The 25,959-nt window shown below is 74.8% G+C and carries 12 protein-coding genes and 1 pseudogene; all 13 read left to right on the forward strand.

Annotation, left to right across the window (positions count from 1 at the left end):
• Positions 1 to 28 precede the first annotated feature (28 nt).
• A pseudogene (locus CKY47_RS34620) lies at positions 29 to 9,751 on the forward strand (type I polyketide synthase); the annotation flags it as partial.
• A gap of 89 nt (positions 9,752 to 9,840) precedes the next feature.
• Positions 9,841 to 11,106 carry a crotonyl-CoA carboxylase/reductase gene (ccrA, locus tag CKY47_RS34625; RefSeq protein WP_306750591.1) on the forward strand — a complete coding sequence of 422 codons (1,266 nt, stop codon included), beginning with the start codon at positions 9,841 to 9,843 and terminating at the stop codon, positions 11,104 to 11,106.
• A gap of 27 nt (positions 11,107 to 11,133) precedes the next feature.
• A complete protein-coding gene (locus CKY47_RS34630) occupies positions 11,134 to 12,327 on the forward strand; it encodes a cytochrome P450 (protein WP_306750592.1) in 1,194 nt (397 codons plus the stop codon).
• Positions 12,328 to 12,457: 130 nt separating this feature from the next.
• The gene (locus CKY47_RS34635) at positions 12,458 to 13,678 is read left to right on the forward strand and encodes a cytochrome P450 (RefSeq protein ID WP_306750593.1); all 1,221 of its coding nucleotides are present in this window, start codon (positions 12,458 to 12,460) and stop codon (positions 13,676 to 13,678) included.
• Entirely contained in the window at positions 13,675 to 13,899 is a 225-nt protein-coding gene (locus CKY47_RS34640) for a ferredoxin (protein ID WP_306750594.1), read from the forward strand. Before CKY47_RS34635 ends, CKY47_RS34640 begins: the two co-directional genes overlap by 4 nt.
• The gene (locus CKY47_RS34645; RefSeq protein ID WP_306750595.1) at positions 13,896 to 14,504 is read left to right on the forward strand and encodes an SGNH/GDSL hydrolase family protein; all 609 of its coding nucleotides are present in this window, start codon (positions 13,896 to 13,898) and stop codon (positions 14,502 to 14,504) included. Before CKY47_RS34640 ends, CKY47_RS34645 begins: the two co-directional genes overlap by 4 nt.
• 164 nt (positions 14,505 to 14,668) lie before the next feature.
• Positions 14,669 to 20,722, forward strand: a complete 6,054-nt coding sequence (locus CKY47_RS34650; RefSeq protein ID WP_306750596.1) for an SDR family NAD(P)-dependent oxidoreductase — start codon at positions 14,669 to 14,671, stop codon at positions 20,720 to 20,722.
• A 31-nt stretch (positions 20,723 to 20,753) separates the two neighbouring features.
• A complete protein-coding gene (locus tag CKY47_RS34655; RefSeq protein WP_306750597.1) occupies positions 20,754 to 21,014 on the forward strand; it encodes a hypothetical protein in 261 nt (86 codons plus the stop codon).
• On the forward strand, positions 21,011 to 22,591 hold the full coding sequence (locus CKY47_RS34660; protein WP_306750598.1) for a PfaD family polyunsaturated fatty acid/polyketide biosynthesis protein: 1,581 nt from the start codon (positions 21,011 to 21,013) through the stop codon (positions 22,589 to 22,591). The genes CKY47_RS34655 and CKY47_RS34660 overlap by 4 nt, the downstream gene beginning before the upstream one ends.
• A complete protein-coding gene (locus CKY47_RS34665; RefSeq protein ID WP_306750599.1) occupies positions 22,585 to 24,045 on the forward strand; it encodes an MFS transporter in 1,461 nt (486 codons plus the stop codon). Before CKY47_RS34660 ends, CKY47_RS34665 begins: the two co-directional genes overlap by 7 nt.
• A gap of 260 nt (positions 24,046 to 24,305) precedes the next feature.
• On the forward strand, positions 24,306 to 24,449 hold the full coding sequence (locus tag CKY47_RS34670) for a hypothetical protein (RefSeq protein WP_306750600.1): 144 nt from the start codon (positions 24,306 to 24,308) through the stop codon (positions 24,447 to 24,449).
• A 70-nt stretch (positions 24,450 to 24,519) separates the two neighbouring features.
• Entirely contained in the window at positions 24,520 to 25,734 is a 1,215-nt protein-coding gene (locus CKY47_RS34675) for a cytochrome P450 (RefSeq protein WP_306750601.1), read from the forward strand.
• A 5-nt stretch (positions 25,735 to 25,739) separates the two neighbouring features.
• Positions 25,740 to 25,934: a ferredoxin gene (locus tag CKY47_RS34680; protein ID WP_306750602.1), complete on the forward strand. Its 195-nt coding sequence runs from the start codon at positions 25,740 to 25,742 to the stop codon at positions 25,932 to 25,934.
• Positions 25,935 to 25,959 lie beyond the last annotated feature (25 nt).

The raw sequence follows: 25,959 nt of genomic DNA on the forward strand, positions 1-25,959 counted from the left end.
AGACCACCGGGCGGAACGCACCATGACGAACACCAACGAAGAGAAGCTCCTCGACTACCTCAAGAGGGTGACGGCCGACCTCCGCCAGGTGCGGACCCGGCTGCGCGAGGTCGAGGAGAAGGACCAGGAACCGATCGCCATCGTCGGCATGGCCTGCCGATTCCCCGGCGGTGTCCGCTCGCCCGAAGACCTGTGGGCCCTGGTGGAGGAGGGGCGCGACGCGATCGGCGACTTCCCCGCCGACCGCGGTTGGGACGTCGAATCGCTCTACGACCCGGACCCCGACGCCCAGGGCAGGTCCACCACCCGGTCCGGCGGGTTCCTGTACGACGCGGCCGACTTCGACCCCGCGTTCTTCGGGATCTCGCCGCGTGAGGCGGTGGCGATGGACCCGCAGCAGCGCCTGCTGCTGGAGACGGCGTGGGAGGCGTTCGAGCACGCGGGCATCGACCCGGACACCGCGCGCGGCACCAGGACGGGCGTGTTCGTCGGCTCGGGCTACCAGGACTACGCGACGCGCGTGTTCGCGGCGGCCGGCGAGTCCGACGGCTACCTCGGCACGGGCAACGCGGCGAGCGTGCTGTCCGGGCGCCTGGCCTACCTGTTCGGGCTGGAGGGCCCGACCCTGACCGTCGACACGGCGTGCTCGTCGTCGCTGGTCGCCCTGCACCTGGCGGCGCAGTCGCTGCGCTCCGGCGAGTCGACGCTCGCCCTGGCGGGCGGGGTGATGGTGATGTCCAGCCCCACGGCGTTCGTGGAGTTCAGCAGGCAGCGCGGTCTCGCCCCGGACGGCCGCTGCAAGGCGTTCGGCGCGGGTGCGGACGGCACCGGCTGGTCCGAGGGGGTCGGCCTGCTGCTGGTGGAGCGCCTGTCGGACGCCCGCCGCAACGGCCACCCCGTCCTCGCGGTGGTCCGGGGCAGCGCCGTCAACCAGGACGGCGCGTCCAACGGGCTGACCGCCCCCAACGGCCCCGCGCAGCAGCGCGTCATCATGCAGGCCCTGGCGAACGCCGGGTTGTCCACGTCGGACGTGGACGTGGTGGAAGCGCACGGCACGGGCACCGTCCTGGGCGACCCGATCGAGGCGCAGGCGCTGTTGGCGACGTACGGGCGTGATCGCGAACAGCCGTTGCTGCTGGGGTCCCTGAAGTCCAACATCGGCCACGCCCAGGCCGCCGCCGGGGTCGGTGGCATCATCAAGGTGGTCATGGCGATGCGGCACGGCATCGTGCCCCGCACCCTGCACGCCGATGAACCCACCCCGCACGTGAACTGGGCGAGCGGCGCGGTCCGGCTGGCCACGGACGCGGTGCCGTGGCCCGAGGTCGACCGGCCGCGCCGGGCCGCCGTGTCGTCGTTCGGAGTCAGCGGCACGAACGCGCACACGATCGTCGAGCAGGCGCCGGAGGAGCCGGAGCCCGGGCCGACGCCGTCGATGCCCGCCGTGCCGTGGGTCCTGTCCGCCCGCAGCCCCGAGGCGTTGCGGGACCGCGCCGCGTCGCTGTCGGCGCACGCCCCCGCCTGGACGGACCCGGTGGACACCGGGTTCTCGCTGGCCACCGGACGTGCGGCGCTGGAACACCGCGCGGTCGTCGTCGGCACGGACGCCGAGGGGATCGCCGACGCCTTGCGCGCCTTGGCGACCGGAGCGCCGTCCGCCGGCCTGGTGACGGACACCGCGCGGCTGGGAAAGGTCGCGTTCCTGTTCTCGGGTCAGGGTTCGCAGCGGGCCGGTATGGGGCGTGAGCTGCACGCGGCGTTCCCGGTGTTCGCCGCTGCCTATGACGAGGTGGTCGCGGGCCTGGGTGGGACGTCGTTCTTCGACGTTGACGTGGAGGTGTTGGCGCGGACGGGTGTGGCGCAGCGTGCGTTGTTCGCGTTGCAGGTGGCGTTGTTCCGGCTGTTCGAGTCGTGGGGTGTGCGGCCGGATGTGTTGGTGGGGCACTCGGTGGGGGAGATCGCGGCGGCCCACGTGGCCGGGGTGTTGTCGCTGGAGGATGCCTGCCGTGTGGTGTCCGCCCGCGCCGACCTGATGCAGGCGTTGCCACCCGGCGGCGGGATGGTCGCGGTGGAGGCGACCGAGGACGAGGTGTTACCGCACCTGACCGACGGTGTCTCGATCGCGGCGGTGAACGGTCCGCGTTCGGTGGTCGTGTCCGGTGAGGCAGGGGCCGTGGACGCGGTGGTGGCGCACTTCACCGACCGCAAGACCTCGCGGTTGGCGGTGAGTCACGCCTTCCACTCGCCGTTGATGGAGCCGATGCTGGACGGGTTCGCGGCGGTGGTGGGCGGGTTGGAGTTCCACGAGCCGAGCATTCCGATGCTGTCCCCGGTCGCGGAGGCGGGTTACTGGGTGCGGCACGTGCGCGACGCGGTCCGGTTCGGCGACCAGGTCGGTGAGTTGGACGAGCGCGGCACGACGAAGTTCCTGGAGATCGGACCGGGCGGTGTGCTGACCGCCCTGACCCGCAACCGCCTGCCCGACGCGGAAATCCTCGCCGTCCCGACCCTGCGCGACAACGCGCCCGAACCAGTGGCCGCCCTCGCCGCTCTCGGCGCGCTGCACACCTCGCACGTGCCCGTCGACTGGCCGGCGGTGTTCCCCGGCGGTCGCCGCGTCGACCTTCCCACCTACCCGTTCCAGCGCGAGCGGTACTGGCTGGACGTCCCCGGCACCGCCGTGACGCCGGACCTCGACGACTGGCGCTACGAAGTCGCCTGGCGCCCCTTCGACGCGATCGGCCCCGCGCCGACCGGCACCTGGCTCGTGGTCGGTCCGGACGGCGACGACGCGGCCGCGATCACCGCCGCCCTCACCGGCCGGGGTGTGCTGGTCGTGCGCACCGACGGCGCGGACCTCGCCGACGTGACCGCCCCGGTGGACGCGGTCCTGGCCCTGCACACCCTGCACGACACCGACCCGGTCACCACGCTGCTGCTCCTGCGCGCCCTGGACGCCGCCGGGATCACCGCGCCCCTCTGGTGCCTGACCCGCGGCGCGGTGGCCACCGACGCACCCGGCGACCCGACCCGCGCACTGACCTGGGGACTCGGTCGCGTCGTGGCGCTGGAGCAGCCCCACCGCTGGGGTGGCCTGGTCGACCTGCCCGCGGGCGGCATCGCCGAGGACGTCCTGATGACGGTCCTCGGCGGCGGCACGGGGGAGGACCAGGTCGCGATCCGCGACGACCACCCGCTCGCCCGGCGGGTCGTCCGCGCCGCCCGGGGGGCGACCTCGCGCCCCTGGCAGCCATCGGGCACGGTCCTGGTCACCGGCGGTACCGGTGCGCTCGGCGGGCACGTCGCCCGCTGGCTGGCCCGGTCCGGAGCGCGGCACGTCGTGCTGGCCGGGCGGCGGGGCGAGCATGCGCCGGGCGCGGCCGGGCTGCGCGCCGAGTTGGAGGAGCTCGGCGCGCGGGTCAGCCTGGTCGCCGCCGACGTCGCCGAGCGCGCGGACGTCGCCCGACTGCTCGCGGTCGCAGACGAGGACGGCGCGTTGACCGCCGTCGTGCACGCCGCCGGCGTGCCTGGTGCCGAGGTGCTCGCCGACACCACGCCCGAGCGGTTCACCGTCGCGCTGAGCGCCAAGGTGGGTGGCGCGCGCCACCTGGACGAGCTGCTGGGCGACCGGGAGCTGGACGCGTTCGTGCTGTTCTCGTCCATCGCCGGTGTCTGGGGCGGCGGCGGCCAGGGCGCGTACTCGGCGGGCAACGCCTTCCTCGACGCCCTCGCGGTCGACCGGCGGGCGCGCGGCCTCACCGCGACCGCCGTGGCCTGGGGACCGTGGGCCGGTGCGGGCATGGTCGCCGACGGCGACGACGAGGAGCGCCTGAAGCTGCGCGGCCTCACCGCCTTGCCGCCCCGCTACGCGATCGCCGCCCTCCAGCGGGTGCTGGACCTCGACGCGACCGCCGCGGTCGTCGCCGACGTGGACTGGCCGGTGTTCCTCGCGCCCTTCACGGCAGCCAGGCCCGCGCCCCTGTTCGCCGAGCTGACCGGGGTCACGGGGACGGGGGCGGGCGGCCCGAGGACCCGCTCCGCGCTCGCCGACCGCGTGGCCGCACTGCCCGAGGAACAGCGGGAACGGGTCGTGGTCGACGTGGTCCGCGCCCACGCCGCCGCCGTCCTGGGCCACCGCTCGGCCGATGCGGTGGAGGCGGACCACGCGTTCAGCCGGCTCGGCTTCGACTCGCTCACCGCGGTGCAGCTGCGCAACGCCCTGATCGCCGAGACCGGCCTGGAACTGCCCACCACGCTCGTGTTCGACCACCCGACCGCGGCCGAACTCGGCGCCCACCTGCTCGGCGGACTGCTCGGCCTGGACGGGCCGGGGGAGGCCGCGCCCACCGGCGCGGACCACGCCGACGAGCCCATCGCGATCGTCGGCATGGCCTGCCGCTACCCGGGGGGCGTGCGGTCGCCGGAGGACCTGTGGCGGCTGGTGGCGGACTCGGTGGACGCCACCACCGACTTCCCGACCAACCGCGGCTGGGACGTCGACGCCCTGTACGACCCCGACCCCGACCGCCCCGGCACGACCTACACCCGGCGGGGCGGCTTCCTGCACGACGCCGACGAGTTCGACCCGGCGTTCTTCGGCATCTCGCCGCGCGAGGCGGTGGCGATGGACCCCCAGCAGCGGCTGCTGCTGGAGACCACGTGGGAGGTGTTCGAACGCGCGGGCGTCGACCCGCTTGCGTTGCAGGGCAGCCAGACCGGTGTGTTCATCGGCTCCGGCTACCAGGACTACATCGGTCGTGCGCTGGACGTGCCCGACGGCGTGGAGCGCTACCTGGCGACCGGCAACGCCGCCAGCGTGATCTCCGGCAGGCTCGCCTACACCTTCGGGCTGCGCGGCCCCGCGCTCACGGTCGACACCGCGTGCTCGGCGTCACTGGTGGCGTTGCACCTGGCCTCGCAGGCCCTGCGCGCGGGCGAGTGCGAGCTGGCCGTGGCCGGCGGCGTGATGGTCATGTCCGCGCCCAGCGCGTTCACCCAGTCCAGCAGGATGCGGGGGCTCGCCCCGGACGGGCGCTGCAAGGCGTTCTCCGACGGCGCGGACGGCACGGCGTTCGCCGAGGGCGTCGGCGTCGTGCTGGTGGAGCGGCTGTCCGACGCCCGCCGCAACGGCCACCGGGTGCTCGCCGTGGTCCGCGGCTCCGCCGTCAACCAGGACGGCGCGTCGAACGGCCTCACCGCGCCCAGCGGCCCGGCGCAGCGCCAGGTGATCCGGCGGGCGCTGGCCGACGCCGGGCTGACCGGCGCCGACGTGGACCTGGTCGAGGCGCACGGGACCGGTACCGTCCTGGGCGACCCGATCGAGGCGCAGGCCCTGCTGGCCACCTACGGCCGGGAGCGGACCGCGGAGAACCCGCTGTGGCTGGGCTCGCTCAAGTCCAACATCGGCCACGCGCAGGCCGCGGCGGGCGTCGGCGGCATCATCAAGGCGGTCATGGCGATGCGGCACGGGACCATGCCGTCGACGCTGCACGCGGACGAGCCGACCTCGCACGTCGACTGGTCGCCGGGCACCGTGCGGCTGCTGACCGAGGCGCGCGACTGGCCGGAGCGCGGCAGGCCGCGCCGCGCGGCGGTGTCCTCCTTCGGCGTGAGCGGCACGAACGCGCACGTCGTGCTGGAGCAGGGCGATCCCGACCCGGCCCCGACCGGCGCCGCCGAGCCGGACGGACCGGTGGCGTGGGCGCTGTCGGCCCGCGGCCACGCCGGCCTGCGGGCCCAGGCCGGGGCGCTGCTGGCGGCGGTCGGCGAGCGGTCCGCCGCGGACGTCGCGCACGCCCTGCTCACCACCCGCGCCGCGCTGGAGCACCGGGCCGTCGTGGTCGGGGACCGCACCGCCCTGCGCGACGGGCTCGCCGCGATCGTCGCGGGCGAGCCAGCCGGCAACGTGGTGCTGGGCACCGCGCAGGCCGTCGCCAAGCCGGTGTTCGTCTTCCCCGGCTACGGCGCGCAGTGGATCGGCATGGCCAAGGACCTGATCGCCACGTCCGACGTGTTCGCAGCCGAGGTCCGGGCCTGCTCCGAGGCGTTCGCCCGGCACTTCGACTGGTCGGTGCTCGACGTGCTGACCGAGCGCCCGGGCGCGCCGGCGATCGAGAAGACCGACGTCGTCCAGCCGGTGCTGTTCACCGTGATGGCCGCGCTCGCCGCGCTGTGGCGGTCGTGCGGCGTGGAGCCGGCCGCCGTGGTGGGCCACTCCCAGGGCGAGGTCGCCGCCGCGTACGTCGCGGGCGGCCTGACCCTGCCGGACGCCGCGCTCGTCGTGGCCGCGCGGGCCAAGGCGTGGCTGCCGATGATCGACCGGGGCTCGATGGTCGTGGTCGCACTGGCCGCCGACGAGGTGGCCCGGCGCATCGCGCCGTGGGGGGACCGGTTGTCCGTCGCCGCGGTGAACGGCCCCACCTCCGTCACCGTGTCCGGCGACGTGGAGGCGACGGCCGAGCTGCTGGCCGAGCTGGCCGCGCAGGACGTGCGGGTCCGCAAGGTGCGCGGCGCGAACGCCGCCGGCCACTCCGCGCAGGTCGACGACCTGCGCGCCGTGCTGGAGCCGCAGCTGGCGGCGGTCGCGCCGCGCACCGGCACGATCCCGTTCCACTCGACCGTCACCGCGGGCGTCCTCGACACCGCCGAGCTGGACGGCGACTACTGGTTCCGCAACCTGCGCCGCACCGTGCTGTTCGAGCCGACCGTGCGCGGCCTGGTCGAGCAGGGACACCAGGCGTTCCTGGAGGTCAGCTCGCACCCGCTGCTCACGTCGATGATCCGCGAGATCGCCGACACCGCCGGCGTGGACGCGGTCGTCACCGGCTCGCTGCGGCGCGACTCGGGCGACCTGGCGCGGGTGCTGACCTCGGCCGCCGAGCTGCACGTGCGGGGCGTGGCGGTCGACTGGGGCGCCGCGCACGCCGGCCTGCTGGACGGGGCGGTCCCGGTCGACCTGCCGACCTGCGCGTTCCAGCGGCGGCGCTACTGGCTCGACACCGCCGCCCCCGGTCGCACGGCCGACGAGGTGGAGGCCGCGTTCTGGGACGTCGTCGAGAACGACGACCTCGACGCGCTCGCCGCGACCCTGGACGTGCCCGACGCGGGCGTGTTCGCCCCGGTGCTGCCCGCGCTGTCGCGGTGGCGCCGCCGGCGCCGGGAGAACTCCGAGGTCGACGCGCTCCGCTACCGGGTGGTGTGGCGCCGGGTCGCCGACCCGGCGCCACCCGCCGACCCGGGCACGTGGCTGGTCGTCGTCCCCGCGGGCGCCACCGACGCCTGGTCCGCGGAGGGCCTGCCCGGGGGAGTGCGGGTCGAGGTCCCGGTGGACGCCGACCGCGACACCCTCGGTCGCCTCCTGGCCGGGGCGGCGGACGGTCTCGCAGTCAGCGGCGCGTGGTCGCTGCTCGGCCTCGCCGGGGGGCACTACCGCGACCTGACCGACCTGCCTGCCGGGGTCGCGTTGAACACCCTGCTGTTCCAGGCGCTCGCCGACGCCGGCATCGCCGCGCCGCTGTGGTGCGCGACCAGCGGCGCGGTCGCCGTGGACGAGGAGGACGTGGTCCGCGCCGCCGAGGGGTACCAGCTGTGGGGTGTGGGCCGGGTTGCCGCGCTGGAGCAGCCGGCCCGCTGGGGCGGCCTGGTCGACCTGCCCGCCGTGCCCGACGAGCGGACCACCGCCCGGCTGGCCGGCGTGCTCGGCGGCACGCCCGGCGAGGACCAGGTCGCGCTGCGGCCCTCCGGGGCGTTCGCCTGCCGGCTCGTGCGCGCCCGCCCCGACGTCGCCCGGGAGTGGCGTACCAGCGGCACCGCGCTGGTCACCGGCGGCACCGGCGGCATCGCCCGGCACCTGGCCCGCTGGCTGGTCGGCGCGGGCGCGGAGCACGTGCTGCTGACGAGCAGGCGCGGTCGCGCGGCGGAGGGCGTCGAGGAGCTGGAGGCGGAGCTGGCCGGGCTCGGCGCGCGGGTCACCGTGGCCGCGTGCGACGTGGCCGACCGCGAAGCGGTGGCCGGACTGCTGGCCTCGGTCCCCGAGGACGCGCCGCTGCGCTCGGTGTTCCACGCCGCGGGCACCGCGCGGTCCTCCGTGCTGGCCGACGCCGCGCCCGACGAGTTCGCCGAGGCCGCGAGCGGCAAGGTCACCGGCGCCCGCAACCTCGACGACCTGCTCGGCGACCGGGAACTGGACGCGTTCGTGCTGTTCTCCTCCGGGGCCGGGGTGTGGGGCAGCGGCGGCCAGGCGTCCTACGCCGCCGCCAACGCCCACCTCGACGCCCTGGCCCACCAGCGGCGTGCGGCCGGCCGCACCGCGACCGCCGTGGCGTGGGGTGGCTGGGCGGGCAGCGGCATGGCCGACGACGAGGCCGTCGTCGAGCGGTTCACCCGGCGCGGCATGATCGCCGTGCGGCCCGAGGTCGCCCTGCGCGGCCTGGGCGGGGCGCTGGCCGCCGGCGAGACCGGCCTGGTCGTCGCCGGGGTGGACTGGGAGCGGTTCGTGCCCGTGTTCACCGTGGGCCGCCCGAGCCCGCTGCTGTCGGAGCTGCCCGAGGCGCGGCGGTCGCTCGCGAAGACCACCGGGGCCGCTGTGGAGGAGGACGGCGACGGCCCCGGCCTCACCGCCCGCCTGGCCGGCCTGCCCGCCGACCGGCGGGAAGCGGAGCTGCTGGCGTTCGTCTGCGCCCAGGCCGCGGTCGTCCTCGGCCACGACAGCGCCGAACCGCTCCTGCCGCACCAGCAGTTCCTGGAACTGGGTTACGACTCGCTGACCGCGATCGACCTGCGCAACCGGCTCGCCGCGGCCACCGGGATACCGCTGCCGGCGAGCCTGGTGTTCGAGCACCCGTCACCGGAGAAGCTGGCCGCCCACCTGCTGCGCTCGATCGGCGTCCCCGAGGCGCAGCAGGCCCCGCCCGCGGCCCCGGACACCCTGGTCGCCCTCTACGCCCACGCCGGCGGCACCGGCCGGGTGACCGAGGCGATGGGGATGCTGGCGGAGGTGTCCCGGTTCCGGCCGTCGTTCGACGAGGACACCGCCGCCGCGCACGTCGTCACCCCGGTCCGCTTCGCCACCGGCGACGCCCGACCGCCGCTGGTGTGCCTCGCGCCCTACATCGCGCCCGCCGGCGTGCAGCAGTACGCGCGGCTCGCGGCGGCGTTCCGCGACCAGCGGGACGTGTGGGTGCTGCCCGCGCCGGGCTTCGCGGCGGGCGAGTCCCTGCCGTCCTCGGTGGACGCCCTGGTCGCCGCGCAGGCCGAAGCGGTCCTGCGGTGCGCCGGTGACGAGCGGCCGGTGATCGTCGGCTACTCGTCCGGCGGCTGGATCGCGCACGCGGTCGCGGCACGCCTCCAGACCACCGGCACACCGCCCCTCGCGGTGGTGATGCTGGACAGCTTCACCCGCGACGTCCCCATGAACCCCGGGTTCCTGTCCCTCATGGCCCAGCAGCAGGCGGAGCGGTTCCGCTTCATGGCCTCCGGCGGCGACCAGCTCACCGCCATGGGCGGCTACCTGAGGATCTTCGACACGTGGGAGGCACCAGCCCTGGACGTGCCCACGCTGCTCGTCCGGGCCGCCGAGTCGCTGCCGGGCGTGCCCGGCGACGGCGACAACCGCCCGGCGCCACCCGGTCACGTCGACACGACCGTCGAGGTCGCCGCCGACCACTACTCGATGATGGAGGACCACGCGGAGGCCACGGCCGCCGCGCTGCACCGGTGGCTGGCCGAACACCAGGCCGCTCTTCCCCGCTGACCTCCCGCACACCGCGCACGCACGCCGACGACGTCCGCCCGCGTGCCGGTCGACCACGTCCGCGCACCACCCCCGAACGGAGAGACACCATGTCCCAGTCGCTGTACGAGATCGGCGAGATCCCGCCCCTCGGCGAGGTCCCGCGGCAGATGTACGCCTCGCTCATCCGCCAGGAGCGCTACGGCCGCCCCGAGGACGCGTTCAAGGTCGAGGCCATCGACGTGCCGGAGGTCGGGCGCGGCCAGGTGCTGGTGATGGTCATGGCCGCCGGCATCAACTACAACAACGTGTGGGCCGCGCGCGGCACGCCCGTGGACGTCATCGGCATGCGGCAGAAGACGGGCCGGCCCGAGGACTTCCACATCGGCGGCTCCGAGGGCGCCGGCGTCGTGTGGGCGGTCGGCGAGAACGTGCGCAACGTCGCGGTCGGCGACCACGTCGTCATCTCGCCCGCCCAGTGGGACGAGACCGCCGAGGACCTCCGGCTCAGCCGCGACCCCATGGGGTCCAAGACGCTCGGCGCCTACGGCTACGAGGTCAACTACGGCACGTTCGCCCAGTTCGCCCTCGTCGACGACTACCAGCTGCACCCCAAACCCGCCAACCTCACGTGGGAGGCCGCCGCCTGCTACATGCTCACCGCCAGCACCGCCTATCGGCAGCTCGTCGGCTGGGAGCCCAACGTCGTGCGACCCGGCGACCCGGTGCTGATCTGGGGTGGTTCGGGCGGGCTCGGCTCGATGGCCATCCAGATCACCAAGCTGCGCGGCGGCATCCCGATCGCCGTCATCTCCGACGACTCCCGGGCCGAGTACTGCCGGTCGCTCGGCGCGGCGGGCGTGATCAACCGCACCGAGTTCGACCACTGGGGCCGGCTGCCCGACATCGACGACCAGGCCGCGTCCAAGGCGTGGGTGAAGTCGGTCCAGGGGTTCGGCCGGCGCATCTGGGAGATCCTCGGCGAGCGCAAGGCACCCAAGATCGTGCTGGAGCACTCCGGCGAGAACACCGTGCCCACCTCCGTGTACCTGTGCGACACGCTCGGCATGGTCGTGCTCTGCGGCGGCACCAGCGGCTACAACGGCGACGTCGACCTGCGGCACCTGTGGATGCGGCAGAAGCGCTTCCAGGGCTCGCACGGCGCGAACCTCCGCGAGTGCCGCGAGGTCACCAACCTCGTCGCCGCGGGGCTGCTCGACCCGTGCCTGAGCGCGTGCGAGGAGTTCGAAGCCGTCGGCAAGGTCCACCAGCTCATGGCCGACAACGCCCACCCCGGCGGCAACATGGCGGTCCTCGTCAACGCCCCGCGCGCCGGCCTCACGTCGCTCGCCGACGACCTCACCGCCGTCGCCTGACCGACCGACCACAAGGGACGGAAGAACATGACGGAGTCCATCGCCGTGCCCCACCTGCCGACCGCGCGCGGGTGTCCCTTCGCGCCGCCGGACGGTCTCGCCGACATCCGCGAGAAGAACCCGATCACCCGCGCGGTGTTCGAGGGCGGCGAGGAGGCGTGGCTGTTCACCGGCTACCAGGAGGTCCGGGACCTGCTGCGCGACCAGCGGTTCAGCGTGCGCATCCCGCGATCGGTGCACACCAGGGACGAACAACCGCCCAGGCCCGGGCGCGGCAGCCTGCTGTGGCAGGACCCGCCGACCCACACCGCCGACCGCAGGCTGCTGGCCAAGGAGTTCACCGTCCGCCGCATGCAGTCGCTCCAACCCCGCATCCAGCGGATCGTCGACGAGCACCTCGACCGGATCGCGTCCCTGCCGCAGCCGGTGGACCTGGTGGCCGAGTTCGCCACCCCCGTCCCGTCCATGGTCATCTCCAGCCTGTTCGACGTCCCCGTGGAGCAGCTCGACGCGTTCCAGGACGCGGCGGCGGAGATGATGCGCGTCGACGTCGAGCCGGAAGCCGTGCAGGCCGCCGCCGGGCGCATCATGTTCGCGCTGCACCAGCTGATCCAGGCCAAGCGCGCGGAGCCGGGGGAGGACCTGCTGTCGGCCCTCATCGCCGCCGACGACCCGGAGGGCGTCGTGGACGACACCTTCCTGGTCACCGCCGCGGCCACGCTGCTCATCGCGGCGCACGACACCACCGCGTGCATGATCGGCCTGGGCACGGCGCTGCTGCTCGACCGGCCCGACCAGGTGGCCCTGCTGCGCGCCGACCCGTCCCTAATCGGCAACGCGGTCGAGGAACTGCTGCGCTACCTCACGATCGGGCAGCGCGGCGCCGAGCGCGTCGCCCTGGAGGACGTGCGGTACGGCGACGTGAAGATCAAGGCGGGGGAGCAGGTCGTGGCGCACGCCCTGGCCGCCAACTTCGACCCCGCGTTCGTGCCCGAGCCGGAGCGGTTCGACATCACCCGCCGCCCGTCCGCCCACATGGCGTTCGGGTTCGGCCCGCACCAGTGCATCGGCCAGCAACTGGCCCGGATCGAACTCCAGATCGTGTTCCGGAGCCTGTTCGAGAGGTTCCCGACGCTGCGGCTCGCGGTGCCGGTCGAAGAATTGCCGTTCCGCCACGAGATGGTGTTCTACGGCGTGCACGAGCTGCCGGTCGAGTGGTGACCGGCACGCCCCCCGCTCCCGCGGTCTGGGGGATCACCTACTCATCGGCCCGACGCCTCCCCGACCGCGGGACACCTCCGTACGCTCCGTTACCAGGGCGTCGACAGCATCGTCGAACAGGAGAAACGTGATGAGGACACCGGAAGGCACCACTTCTCCGGTGGGTGCGCCGCGCTTCCCGACCGCCCGTCGGGCGGGGTGCCCCTTCGACCCGCCGCCGGCCTTCGACACCATCAGGTCGGACGCGCCGATGAGCCGCATGACCTACCCGTACGGACAGGTCGGCTGGCTCGTCACCGGGTACGACCAGGCCCGCGCGGTCCTGGGCGACGTGCGGTTCAGCTCGCTGCCGGAGGGCAAGCTCTCCCCGGTCAAGGTGCCCGGCTCCGAACTGGACCTCGCCGCCCTGCCGCCCGGCATGTTCGTCAACATGGACGCGCCCGAGCACACCCGCTACCGCAGGCTGCTCAACAGCCACTTCACCGTCCGCCGCGTCCGGCAGATGGAGGAGTGGGTGACCGGGATCGTGGAGGGCGTGCTCGACGACATGGAGAAGGCCGGCTCGCCGGTCGACCTGGTCGAGCGGTTCGCCAAGCCCATCCCCACCCTGGTGACCTCCGAACTGCTCGGCCTGCCCGTCGAGCAGCGGGCCGGGTTCCAGCACGACGTGAGCGTGCTGTTCAGCCTGTCCAGCTCGGGCGAGGAGATGGTCGAGTCCATGACGCGGCTCGGCGGCACGCTCGGCGCCCTGCTGGCCGCCAAGCGGGCCGAACCGACCGACGACCTGCTCGGCAACCTCATCAGCGACACCGACCTGACCGACGACGAACTGCTCGGCATCACCTTCGTGCTGCTCATCGCCGGCCTGGAGACCACGGCCAACATGTTGGCGCTGGGGGCTTTCGCACTGATGGAGCACCCCGACCAGCTCGCCGCGCTGCTCGCCGACGAGTCCGTCGTGGACGACGCGGTCGAGGAGCTGCTGCGGTACCTGAGCGTGGTGCAGGTCGGCCCGGTCCGGGTGGCCGCCGAGGACTTCGAGTTCGAGGGGCACCGCATCCGCAAGGGCGAGGTGGTCACCGTCTCGCTGCCGGCGGCGAACCGCGACCCCGGCAGGTTCCCCGACCCCGACCGGCTCGACTTCGGGCGGGGCGACTCCGGGCACATCGCGTTCGGCCGGGGGCCGCACCAGTGCATGGGCCACCACCTCGCGCGGCTCGAACTGCGCATCGGCTACCTGTCGCTGTTCCGGCGGTTCCCGGGGCTCCGGCCGGCGGTGCCGGCGGGCGACGTACCCACGCGCGAGATGATGGTCACCTACGGCGTGCAGCGGCTGGACGTGGTGTGGTGATCGACATCGAGATCGACCTCGACCGCTGCTGCGGGGCCGGCACGTGCGTGCTGCGCGCCCCCGAGGTGTTCGACCAGGACGACCGGGACGGCACCGTGGTCGTCCTGGCCGAGCACCCGGCCGACGACCTGGCCGAGTCGGTCGCGCGGGCGGCGGAGGACTGCCCCGCGAGCGCCATCCGGGTCGCCCGCCGCCCGGCCCCGGGCGGGGTGGTCGCGTGAAGCCGCGGTTGACGACCCTGGGCGACAGCTTCACCCAGGGCCACGGTGACGACCCGCTCTGCGGCGGCTGGACCGCGCGGCTGGCCGAACTGCTCGGCGTGGCGGGCGGGCGCACCCGCAACCTCGGCGCGTTCGGCGCCACCACCCAGGACGTCGTCGAGCGCCAGCTCGCCGCCGCCCTGGTCAACAAGGCGCCGATGATCGGTCTCAACGTCGGCGTCAACGACCTGATCAGCGACTACGAGCCGGACCGGTTCCGGCGCAACGTGGAGCTGATCCTCGGCACGCTGGCCGGCCCGAACACGACCGTGTTCACGGCCACCTACCCACCCATCCCGCGCATCGCGGCACTGCCCCCCGCCTTCCGGGAGCTGGTCGGCTCGCGCTTCACCGAGGCGAACGACGTGGTGCGGGCGGCCACCGGGCGGCACGGTGTGCTGCTGCTGGACATCGCCCGCGACCCGCACTGGCTGACGCCCGAGCTGTGGTCCGACGACGACCTGCACCCGAGCCCGTCGGGCCACCGCCACTTCGCCGAGCGAATGGCGGAGCTGCTCGCCGGCGCGGCCGGCACGTCCGCCCACACCGGCCGCTGGGCCGGCTGAACACCGGAGCGCCACCCGGCGCCCGGCATCGAACGGTGGTGCGCCCGGACGCGCGCCACGCGGCAACCGATCGCGGCCATCGCACCGCACGGCGCCGGGACCCCGGGGCACCACGACCGGGGCCCGCGCCGCCGGGCGCGGTGCGCGCAGACGGGAGGACGACGGTGAACGGCCCGGACGAGTCAGGTCGGCGCAGACTGGCCGACAGCCCGATCGCGATCGTGGGCCTGTCGGGCCTGTTCCCGCGAGCACGGGACCATCGCGACTACTGGCAGAACATCGTCGACGCGGTGGACTGCACGGACGACCTCCCGGAGGATCGGTGGAGCACCACCGACCACCACGACCCCGATCCGTCCACACCGGACAAGACCTACGCGCGGCGCGGCGCGTTCGTGCCCGACGTGGCGTTCGACCCGATCGAGTTCGGGATGCCGCCCAACCAGCTGGAGATCACCAGCACCATGCAGACCCTAAGCCTGGTCGTCGCGCGCGACCTGCTGCGGGACGCGGGCGCCCCCGGCTCGGACTGGTACGACCCGTCCCGCACCGGCGTGGTGCTGGGAGTGACGGGCACGGTGCCGCTGTCGCACCCGCTCGCCGCCCGGCTGTCGACACCCGTGCTGCGCGAGGTCGCGGTGAGCTGCGGCCTGTCCGAACAGGACGCCGACGTGCTCGCCGACAAGTACGCCAAGGCCTTCCCGCCGTGGGAGGAGAACACCTTCCCCGGCCTGCTGGCGAACGTCACCGCCGGGCGCGTGGCCAACCGGCTCGGCCTGGGCGGCATGAACTCCACCGTGGACGCCGCCTGCGCGGCCTCGCTGTCCGCGGTCCGGGTGGCCGTCGCGGAGCTGGTCGACGGCCGCGCGGACCTGATGATCACCGGCGGCTGCGACACCGAGACGTCGCTGTTCATGTACATGTGCTTCAGCAAGACGCGCGCCCTGTCGAGGTCCGACCGCATCCGCCCGCTCGACGAGTCCGCGGACGGCACGCTGCTCGGCGAGGGCATCGGCATGATCGCCCTCAAGCGGCTCGCGGACGCCGAGCGCGACGGTGACCGGGTCTACGCGGTGATCCGCGGGATCGGGTCGGCCAGCGACGGCCGGGCCAAGAGCATCTACGCGCCGCGGGCGGAAGGACAGATGCTGGCGCTCCAGCGGGCCTACGCCGACGCCGACTGCTCGCCCGCGTCCGTGCAGCTGTTCGAGCTGCACGCCACCGGCACCCCGGTGGGCGACCGCACCGAGCTCGAAGCCCTCACCTCCGTGTTGCGCGACGCCGGCGCGGAACCGGGGTCGGCGGCCATCGGCAGCGTCAAGTCGCAGATCGGCCACACCAAGGGCGCGGCGGGCGCCGCGAGCCTGATCAAGCTGGCGCTGAGCCTGCACCAGAAGACACTGCCGCCCACGATCAACGTGGAGCGGCCGAACCCCGGGGCGCTCGGGGAGGACGCGCCGGTCTACGTGAACACGGCCACCCGCCCGTGGATCAAGGACCCCCGGCGCCCGGTGCGCCGCGCCGGCACCTCCGCCATGGGCTTCGGCGGCACGAACTTCCACGTGGTGCTGGAGGAGCACGCGCCCTCCAGGGAGGGCGTCCCGGTGCTCCAGCGGACCGCGCGGGCCCACCTGTGGCACGCCCCGGACGTGCCCGCGCTGGTCGAACTGCTGCGCGCCGGTGGACCGGGTGGGGACGGCGGGCCGGTGCCCGCGGACCACGTCCGGATCGGGTTCGTCGCCACCGACGGGGAGGCGGACGTGCGGCTGCGCGCCGCAGCCCTCGCGCAGCTCGCCGCCGACCCGGACGCCGAGCGCTGGGACCACCCGGCCGGCATCCACTACCGCCGCTCCGGCCTGGTCGACCCGAAGGTGGGCGCGCTGTTCAGCGGCCAGGGCAGCCAGTACCTGGAGATGGGGCTCGACGCGGCACTGGCCAACCCGACCGTGGCGGGGGCGTTCGACGACGCCAATGCCCTGTTCCGGGCGGGCGGCGGCGCGTCGCTGGCCGACGTGGTCTTCCCCCCTCCGGTGTTCGACGCCGACGCGCGCGACCGGCAGGAGCACGCGCTGCACCGCACCGAGTGGGCGCAACCCGCCATCGGCGCGCTGTCCGCCGGGCAGTTCCGCCACCTGCGGGAGCTGGGGCTGGGGGTCGCCGGGTGCCTGGGGCACAGCTTCGGCGAGCTGACCGCCCTCTGGGCCGCCGGCAGCGTCGGGGACGAGGACTTCTTCCGGCTGGCCTGCGCCCGGGGCGAGGCCATGGCCCCGCTCGACGACGACGGCGACCGCGGCGCGATGGCCGCCGTGCAGACGGGCCGGGACGAGGTCGCCGCCCTGCTGGCGGACTTCGGCGACCTGCTGGTGTGCAACGACAACGCACCGGACCAGGTGGTGATCGGCGGTGGGGCCGACGCGGTGGCGGCGTTCGTCGCGGAGTGCGGCCTGCGGGGTCTGCGGGCGCGCAGGCTGCCCGTGTCGGCCGCGTTCCACACCCCCTACGTCGCGCACGCCCTGGACCGCTTCAGGCCGGCCGTGGACGCCGCGGTGATCGGGTCGCCGTCGGTTCCGGTGTACGCCAACACGTCCGGGGCGCGGTACGGCGACGACGTCGACGCCAACCGGCGCACGCTGGTCACCCAGCTGTCGCGGCCCGTCGAGTTCGCGGACGCCCTGCGCGCGATGCACGCCGACGGGTGCTCGGTGTTCGTGGAGTTCGGTCCCAAGCAGGTGCTGACCCAGCTGGTGCCCCGCGTGCTGCCGGACGCGGACGTCGTCGCCATCCCCACCGACGCCGGGCCCCTCGGCGACGGCGACGCGGCCCTCAAGCAGGCGGCGCTGCGGCTCGCCGTGCTGGGCGTGCCCCTCACCGGCATCAACCGCCACGACGCGCCCGCGCCCGAGCGGGTCGAACCGGGCGGTCCGACGATCACGTTGAACGGCGCGGACCACGTGCCGGAGAGCCGCCGGGCGGCGTACCGCGAGGCGATCGAGGACGGGTACAGGGTTTCGACGATGGAAGCGACACCACGCACGGCGGAGGCCGCCGTCCCGGTCAACGGGCACCAGTGGCGCCCGCCGGCCCCGGTCGCGGCCGGGCACGCCCCGGCGGCGCCGGACGACGCGCTCGCGCACCACCTGGCGCTGCACGAGCGCTACCTCGACAGCCAGCTGCGGATCACCGAGGACCTGGTCGGCGCGGTGCGCCGGGCCGCCGACACCGGCGGCGACGTCGACGCGCTGCTGCGCGTGGTCGAGCAGGTGAAGGAGCAGTCCCTCGGCATCGGCCGCACCCACACCAGGGCGAACGAGGTCCTGGCGGGTCTCGCGGGCCTCGGCGCCGGGTCCGCTGCCCCCGCGCCGTCGTCCCCCGTCCTCCTCCCGGCCGCGCCCGCGCCGTTCGCACCGGCTCCCGCCGCGGCCACCGGACCGGCGGCTCCGGCGGTCCCCGCCGTCCCCGAGACCGCCGTCCCCGAGACCGCCGCGCCGAACGCGGTCGGACCGGACACGGCGCGGGAAGCGCTGGTCGGGATCGTCGCCGAGCGCACCGGCTACCCGGCTGCCATGATCGACACGGGGATGGACCTCGAAGCAGATCTCGGCATCGACTCCATCAAGCGCGTGCAGATCCTCGACGCCGTGCAGAGCAGCCTGCCGGGACTCCCGGTGCTGGGCCCGGAGCAACTGGGCGAACTGCGCACCCTCGACGACATCGTGTCGTACCTGACCGAGGGCGGCGACACCCCGCCCGTCCCGTCCCCGGCGACGTCCACCCCGACCCCGAGCCCGGCCCCGGTCCCGGCTCCCGACGCGCCGCGCGCGGCGGCGGAGCTGCACCGGGTGGAGCTGGTGCGGCTGCCCGCCGCCGACCGCGCCCCGGACGTCTTCCGCGAGGCGCCCACGGCACTGCTCGTGGAGCACGGCGGGGTCGGCGCCGACGCGGACGCCTGCGCCAAGGCCCTGGCCGAGGCGGGCTGGACGGTGCACCGCGGCGACTTCGCCGAGGCCGACGTGCCCGCCGGACCGCTCGACCTGTGCCTGGTGGTGCTCGGCACGGACACGGTGTGGGACCTCGCCGTCGACCGGCTCGCCGATGTCGTGGCCCTCGCGGGGAAGATCTCCCCCCGCCTCGCGGAGACCGCGCGCGGCGGGACGAGGACCGCGTTCGCCACCCTGACGAGGCTCGACGGCGGGTTGGGCCTGCGCGGCACGCGCGACCGGGCCGAGGCGGTCGCGGGCGGCGTCGCCGGCATCGTGAAGGTGCTGGCCCGCGAGGAACCCGGCGTCTTCTGCCGCGCGCTGGACCTCGCCCCCTCCCTGAGCGTGGACGCGGCGGCCGACACCGTGCTGGCCGAGCTGCACGACGCGGCGCGCGACGTCCTGGAAGTCGGGGTCGACGGCGACCTCGCCCGCTGGACGGTCCGGCCAGCGCCCTACGGCTCCTCGCCGTGGGCGGGAGCCGCGACCCCCCTGTCCACCGACGGGGAGTCGACCATCGGACCGGATGACGTGGTGGTCGTGACCGGCGGCGCGCGCGGCGTCACCGCGGCCTGCGTGCGGGCCCTGGCCGAGCGGACCGGTGCCGAGTTCGTCCTCCTGGGGCGCACCGACCTGGAGGACGAGCCGGACTGGGCGCTGGGCGTCACCGACGACGCGCTGCCCGACGCCCTGGCCCGCACCGGCACGCTGTCCCCGCGCGAGTTCACGGCGGCCGTGCGGGAGGTGCGCGCGCGGCGCGAGGTCGCGGCGACGCTGACCGCCGTGGCCGACGCCGGGGCACGCGTCACCTACCTGGGTGTGGACGTCGGCGACGCGACCGCCGTGCGGGACGCTCTCGCCCCCCACGCCGAACGCGCCACCGTCCTGGTGCACGGCGCAGGCGCGCTGGCCGACGCCCTGCTGCCCGACAAGACGCCCGAGGACGTCCGGCGGGTCTTCACCCCGAAGCTGACCGGCCTGCGTTCGGTGCTCGACGCGCTGGCCGGCGCGCCGCTGCGGCACGTCGTGTTCTTCACCTCCGTGGCGGGCCTGCTGGGCAACCCCGGCCAGGCCGACTACGCCGCCGCCAACGAGGCGCTGTGCCGGGTGGCGGCGACCCTGAAGCGGGAGCGGCCGGAGCGCTTCGTGACCGCCGTCGACTGGTGCGCCTGGGACGGCGGCATGGTGGGCCCCGACCTGCGGGCCGTGTTCGCCGCCCGGGGGGTGGACCTGCTGGCCCCCGACACCGGCGCCCGCCTGTTCGTCGAGCGGTTCGCCGCCGGCAGGGCGGCGGAGGCGCGGCTGCTGGCCGGTACCCCCGAGGCGCTCACCGGCACGCCGGCGCCGATGCCGACGCCCGCGCTGACCGCCGCCCGCGACCTCACCGGCGTCGAGGACACCGAGGTCATCCGGGCGCACCGCATCGGCGCCCACCCCGTGCTGCCCGCCACGTTCGGCCTGGGCTGGCTGGTGAACGTCGCCGAGCGCGCCAACCCCGGCCTGCGCGTCGTCGCCTGCCGGGGGTTCGAGGTGCACCGCGGCGTCGTGTTCGACGGCGACCACGAACGCGAGTACGCGGTGGACCTCGACCCGGGCGAGGTGGAGGACGGCCGGCTCGTGCTGCGCGCCCGGGTCCGCGCCGCCGGGGGCGCCGCGCCGATCGCGCGCTCCCACTACGCCGGCACCCTCGTGCTGGCCGCCGGGGACCCGAGGACCGAGCGACTGCCCGAGGTGCGCGACCACGTGCCGGGCACCGGTCCGGACGACGCGCTCGCCTGGTACGCCGACGGGACGGTCTTCCACGGCCCGCGCCTCCAAGGCATGCGCCGGCTCCTCGACCGGTCCGGCGACCGACTGGTCGTCGAGTGCCGGTTGGCCGACGACGCCGCCGGGTCCGGCGCGTTCGCCGGCCACCGCTACAGCGCCGTGCTGACCGACCTGCTCCTCCAGTGCGGTGCGGTGCTCGGCCTGTGGCGCACCGGTCGCGCGGGATTGCCGCTGGGCGTCGAGCTCGTCGAGTGCTTCGCGCCGCTGCCCGACGACGAGCCGTTCGTCGTCGTGGCGCGGGAGGTCCGCTCGACCGCCACCTCGAGCACCGTGGACGTGACCGCGTGCAACCGCGATGGGACCGTCCTGATGCGCCTGTCCGGCGTGTCCGTCATCCAGACCGCCGACATGGCCGCGAAGTTCGCCGACGCGGTGAGCGCGTGGCGCGACGGCGACGGCGGCGGCGAGCGGTGATGGGCGACCGGGACAGGACGGAGGAACCGCTGTGAACGACGACGACCGGATGAGCTTCGTCGGCGAGCCGTTCGACCACGGCGTCCGGCTCGCCAACGCGCCCCGACCGGGGTCCGGCCGGCCGGCCGGACCCGCCACGCGCCCGGCGGACGCCGCGCAGGCAGCGGTTGACGCCCTCGTGCGCGACGTGCGATCCGCCGTCGCCGAGGCGCACGCGGGTGCCCTGGAAGTCCAACACCTGTTGCAGCGCCGCACCGCCGCCGCGCTCGTCCAAGGGGAGGCGTCGTGGTGACCACCAGGTTGGAACCCGCCCGTGAGGCGGGCGAGCTGTACGACACGCTGACCGCGCTGGACCGGCCGGTGTTCGTCCTGCGCGACGAACGCGGCCTCGGCGCGACCAACGACGAGGACGTCCTCGCCGGCGCGCGACTCCTCGCCGCCGCACCGCCGCTGTCGCCCGACAGGCTCGGCTCCCCGGGTTTCCTCGCCGACCACGGCGTCGCCCACCCGTACATGGCCGGTGCGATGGCCAACGGCATCGCCTCGGCCGACCTGGTCGTCGCGCTGGCCACAGCGGGCTTCCTCGCGTCGTTCGGCGCGGCCGGGCTGGTCCCGGCCCGGGTCGACGCGGCGCTGGCCGACATCACCCGGCGCGCGCCCGGCCTGCCGTTCGCGTGCAACCTCATCCACAGCCCGAGCGAACCCGCGATGGAGAGGGCGACCGTGGACCTCTGCCTGCGGCACGGCGTCCGCTGCGTCGAGGCGTCGGCGTTCCTCGACCTCACCCCCGAGGTGGTGCGCTACCGGCTCGCCGGCCTCGCCCCCGACGGCCGGGGCGGCGTGCGGATCGGCAACCGGCTCGTCGCCAAGGTCTCCCGGCCGGAGGTGGCCGAGCGGTTCCTGCGCCCGCCGCCCGAGGCGCTGGTGCGCGGCCTGGTGGAGAGGGGCGCGATCAGCGCCGAGCAGGCCGAGCTGGCGAAGCGGGTGCCGCTGGCCGACGACCTCACCGCCGAGGCCGACTCCGGCGGTCACACCGACCGCCGTCCGCTGCCGGTGCTGCTGCCCGAGCTGATCGCGCTGCGCGACCGGGTCCAGCGGGGCGCCGGTCTGGTCTCCCGGACCAGGGTGGGCGCGGCCGGCGGCATCGGCACGCCCGCCGCCGCGGCCGCCGCGTTCACCACGGGCGCCGACTACGTGGTCACGGGCTCGGTGAACCAGGCGTCCGCGGAGGCCGGGCAGTCGCCGGCGACCAAGCGCCTGCTGGCCACCGCCGGCGCGGCCGACTGCGCGATGGCGCCGTCCGCCGACATGTTCGAGATGGGCGTCGAGGTGCAGGTCCTGCAGCGCGGCACCATGTTCGCGTCCCGCGCCCGGCGGCTCTACGAGACCTACCGCGAGCACGCGGGCATCGAGGACATCCCGGTCGACGACCGGGCCGCGCTGGAGGAGCGGATCTTCCGCCGGCCCCTGGCCGACGTCTGGGAGGACACCGTGCGCTTCTTCCGGGAGCGCGACCCGGCTCAGATCGCCCGTGCGGAGAACGACCCGAAGCGCCGGATGGCGCTGGTGTTCCGCTGGTACCTCGGCCTCTCGTCGGGGTGGAGCACGGCGGGCGCCCCCGACCGCGTCACCGACTACCAGGTGTGGTGCGGGCCCGCGATGGGCGCGTTCAACGACTGGGTGGCCGGCACGTACCTGGCCGCGCTGGAGAACCGCTCGGTCGTCGACATCGCGGTCAACCTGGTGCGCGGCGCGGCCTTCGCCGCCAGGGTGGGCCAGCTGCGGCTGTCCGGCGTGCGCCTGCCGGCCGCGTGCGCCACCTACCGGCCCACGCCGGCGCGGCGAGCGAGCGGGACCGGCTGGTGGTGACCGGGGACGCGCGGGCCACGGCCGCGCCGGTCGTGCCGGACCCCAGGCGGTGGCACGCCCTGTGGGTGCTGATGCTGGCGCTGTTCATGGACCTGCTCGACGGCAACGTGGTGAACGTCGCGATCCCCAGCCTCCGCGAGGAGCTGGGCATGACCGCGGCGCAGCTCCAGTGGGTGCCGGCGGCGTACATGCTGTCCTTCGGCGTGCTGCTGGTCCCCGGCGGGAGGCTGGGCGACATCGTCGGCCGCAAGCGGATGTTCCTCGTCGGCGCGCTCGGGTTCGTGCTCGGGTCCGCCGTGTGCGCCCTCGCGTGGGACGCGGAGGCGATGGTGGCCGCCAGGGCGGTGCAGGGCGCGTTCGCCGCGGTGATGGTGCCGCAGGTGCTGGCGATCATCCGCGTCGCGTTCGCCGAGGAGTTCGCCAAGGTCGTCGGCATCTCGGCGGTCATCGCCGGGGTCGCCGTGGTCAGCGGCCCGCTCGTCGGCGGCCTGCTGGTCGAGGCCGACCTGTTCGGGCTGGGGTGGCGCGGCGTGTTCGCCGTCAACGTGCCGGTCGGCGCGCTCACGGTTGTGCTCGCCGGGCGGTGGGTGCGCGAGTCCCGCGCGCCGGGCGTGCGGCGGCTGGACCTGGCCGGCGTGGGCCTGGCCGTCCTGGCCCTGCTCCTGCTGCTGGTCCCGCTGGTGCAGGGTCGTGAACTGGGCTGGCCGCTGTGGAGCGTGGCGTCCGTCGTGCTGTTCGTCCCGGCGCTCGTGCTGTTCGTGCGCCACCAGCGCTCGCGCGGGCGCCGCGGCCTGCCGCAGCTCGTCGTGCTCGACCTGTTCGCCTCCCGCGCGTTCTCCGCCGGGCTCGCGGTGCAGTTGCTGTTCCAGGGCCTGCCCGCGGCGTTCTTCCTCGTCTGGACGCTGTACGTGCAGGTCGGCATGGGGTGGACGGCACTGGACACCGGGTTGGCCTCCATCCCGTTCTCCGTGGCGGTGGCCGTCTCCGGCGGGGTGTCGGTCCAGTTCGTCTACCCCCGTCTCGGGCGGATGACGTTGCTGCTGGGCGTGCTGCTGACCATCGCGGGTCTGGTCGTGTTCGGCGTCGTCGCCCGCGAGGGCGGCACGCGGGTCGACGCCCTCGCGATGGCGCTGCCCCTGGCACTGATCGGCCTGGGCGTCGGCCAGGTGCTGTCGCCGCTGACCGGCCTGATCCTGTCCTTCGTCCCGGTGCGGCACGCCGGCAGCGCCTCCGGCCTGGTCGGCGCCACCGGCCAGGTGGGGGCCGCTCTGGGCGTCGTGCTCGTGGGGCTGGTGTTCTTCGGCTCCACCACCGGCTACGCCGCGGCCTTCGAGCGCGCCCTGTGGCTGCTCGTCGGCCTGATGGCCGCCGTCGCCCTCCTGCTGTGCGCGCTGCCCGGCCCGATCCGCTCGGGGGCGCCGCCGTCGGCCGACCCCGTCACGACCACGCGGTGACCACCCCTCCAGGACGCACCGGACCACGAGGTGACACCTCCCATGCACTCGTCGACCACCGCGATCGGTTCGCACGGCGACGTCGCGCCGTTCACCGGCAACCGGGCCGCGTCGTTCGACGTCTCCCCGGCCATCCCGTGCCGCCCGGTCCCGCGAGTGGCGCGAGGGCATGCAGGTGACCGGCTACCGGTGGCCCGAGCGCCCGGCCGGTGGGAGTCGGACACCGGACTGCGGGACGTCCTCGCCACCGGACCGCCCCGGTGTTCGTCGGCTTCGGCGGCAGCGTGCTCGACAACCCGGCCGACCGCGACAACGCGCGGCACCCCGGTTCCCCGATCGACCGCGATGACGGTGCCGGGCGCGCCGTCGACCGCGTCCTCGCCGAGCGCCGCAACCTCCGCTGACACTCGGCATCGGCCGCGCCGCGGCGACGGTGCCGCACTCTCCCACACCCGTGATCCCGAAAGGCGCACCATGACCGAGACCACCAGCCGGTCCGCCGAGCCGGCCGTGCCCGCGTTCCCCTCGGACCGGTCCTGCCCGTACCACCCCGCGCCCGGTTACGCGCCGATGGGGGAGACCCGCCCGCTCACCAGGGTCCGGCTGTTCGACGGACGCGAGGCGTGGCTGGTGACGGGCCACGCCGAGGGCCGCGCCCTGCTCGCCGACCAGCGGCTGTCCTCGGAGTGGGGCAACCCCGTCTTCCCCGTCGTGGTGGCCCGCACCGAGGGACGCGAGGGCCTGTCCCTCCCGTTGATCGGGGTGGACGACCCGGAGCACGCCCGCCAGCGCCGCATGCTGATCCCCAGCTTCGGCGTCAAGCGGATGGCGGCGATGCGCCCCGTCCTCCAGCAGGAGGTCGACCGGCTGATCGACGGCATCCTCGCCGACGGGCCGACGATCGACCTGGTCTCCCGGTTCGCCCTGCCCGTGCCCTCGATCGCGATCTGCATGCTGCTGGGCGTGCCCTACGACGACCACGACCTGTTCGAGGAGCGCTCACGCGACTTCGTGGGCGCGGCGACGTCGGCCGAGGCGGACGCGGCGTTCGGCGCACTGTACGGCTACCTGTTCGACCTCGTTCGCGGCAAGCAGGAACAGCCGGGAGAAGGGTTGCTCGACGAGCTGATCACCGTCCAGCTCGCCGAGGGCAAGCTGGACCACGACGAGCTGGTCAAGATGGCGATGGTGCTGCTGATCGCCGGCCACGAGACCACCGGCAACGCGATCTCCCTGGGGGTTCTCGCGCTCCTGGAGCACCCCGAGCAGCTCGCCGCGCTGCACGCCGACGACGGCCTGCTGCCCAACGCGATCGAGGAGCTGCTGCGCTTCCTGTCCGTCTCGGACTTCATCGTCCGGCTCGCCGTCGACGACATCCAGGTCGGGGACCAGACCATCAAGGCCGGTGACGGCGTGGTCCTGTCGATCATGCTGATGAACCGCGACGGCGCCGCCTACGAGGACCCCGACACGCTCGACCTGCGCCGCGCCGCCGGTCGGCACGTCGGCTTCGGCCACGGCATCCACCAGTGCCTGGGGCAGAACCTGGCCCGCGCGGAACTGGAGATCGCCCTCGGCTCGCTGTTCACCCGCATCCCGACGCTGAAGCTGGCCGTGCCGGTGGACGAGATCCCGATCAGCGCGGGCCACGACGGCCAGGGGCCCCGCGTGCTGCCGGTGACGTGGTGACGGCGGTGCGCATCACCCTCCACCGGGACCGCTGCATCGGCGCCGGGCAGTGCGTGATGACCGCGCCCACCGTGTTCACCCAGGACGACGAGGCGCTCGTCGCGTTCGTCGAGGGCGGCGAGCACGGCGCGGACGACCCGCGCGTGCACGAGGTGCCGCAGGCGTGCCCGGTGCAGGCGGTCGTGGTGCACGACGACTGAGGGCGGTGGGATCGACCCCGTGGGC

This window comes from Saccharothrix longispora, assembly GCF_030852425.1.
In the GTDB taxonomy this organism is placed as follows: domain Bacteria; phylum Actinomycetota; class Actinomycetes; order Mycobacteriales; family Pseudonocardiaceae; genus Actinosynnema; species Actinosynnema longispora.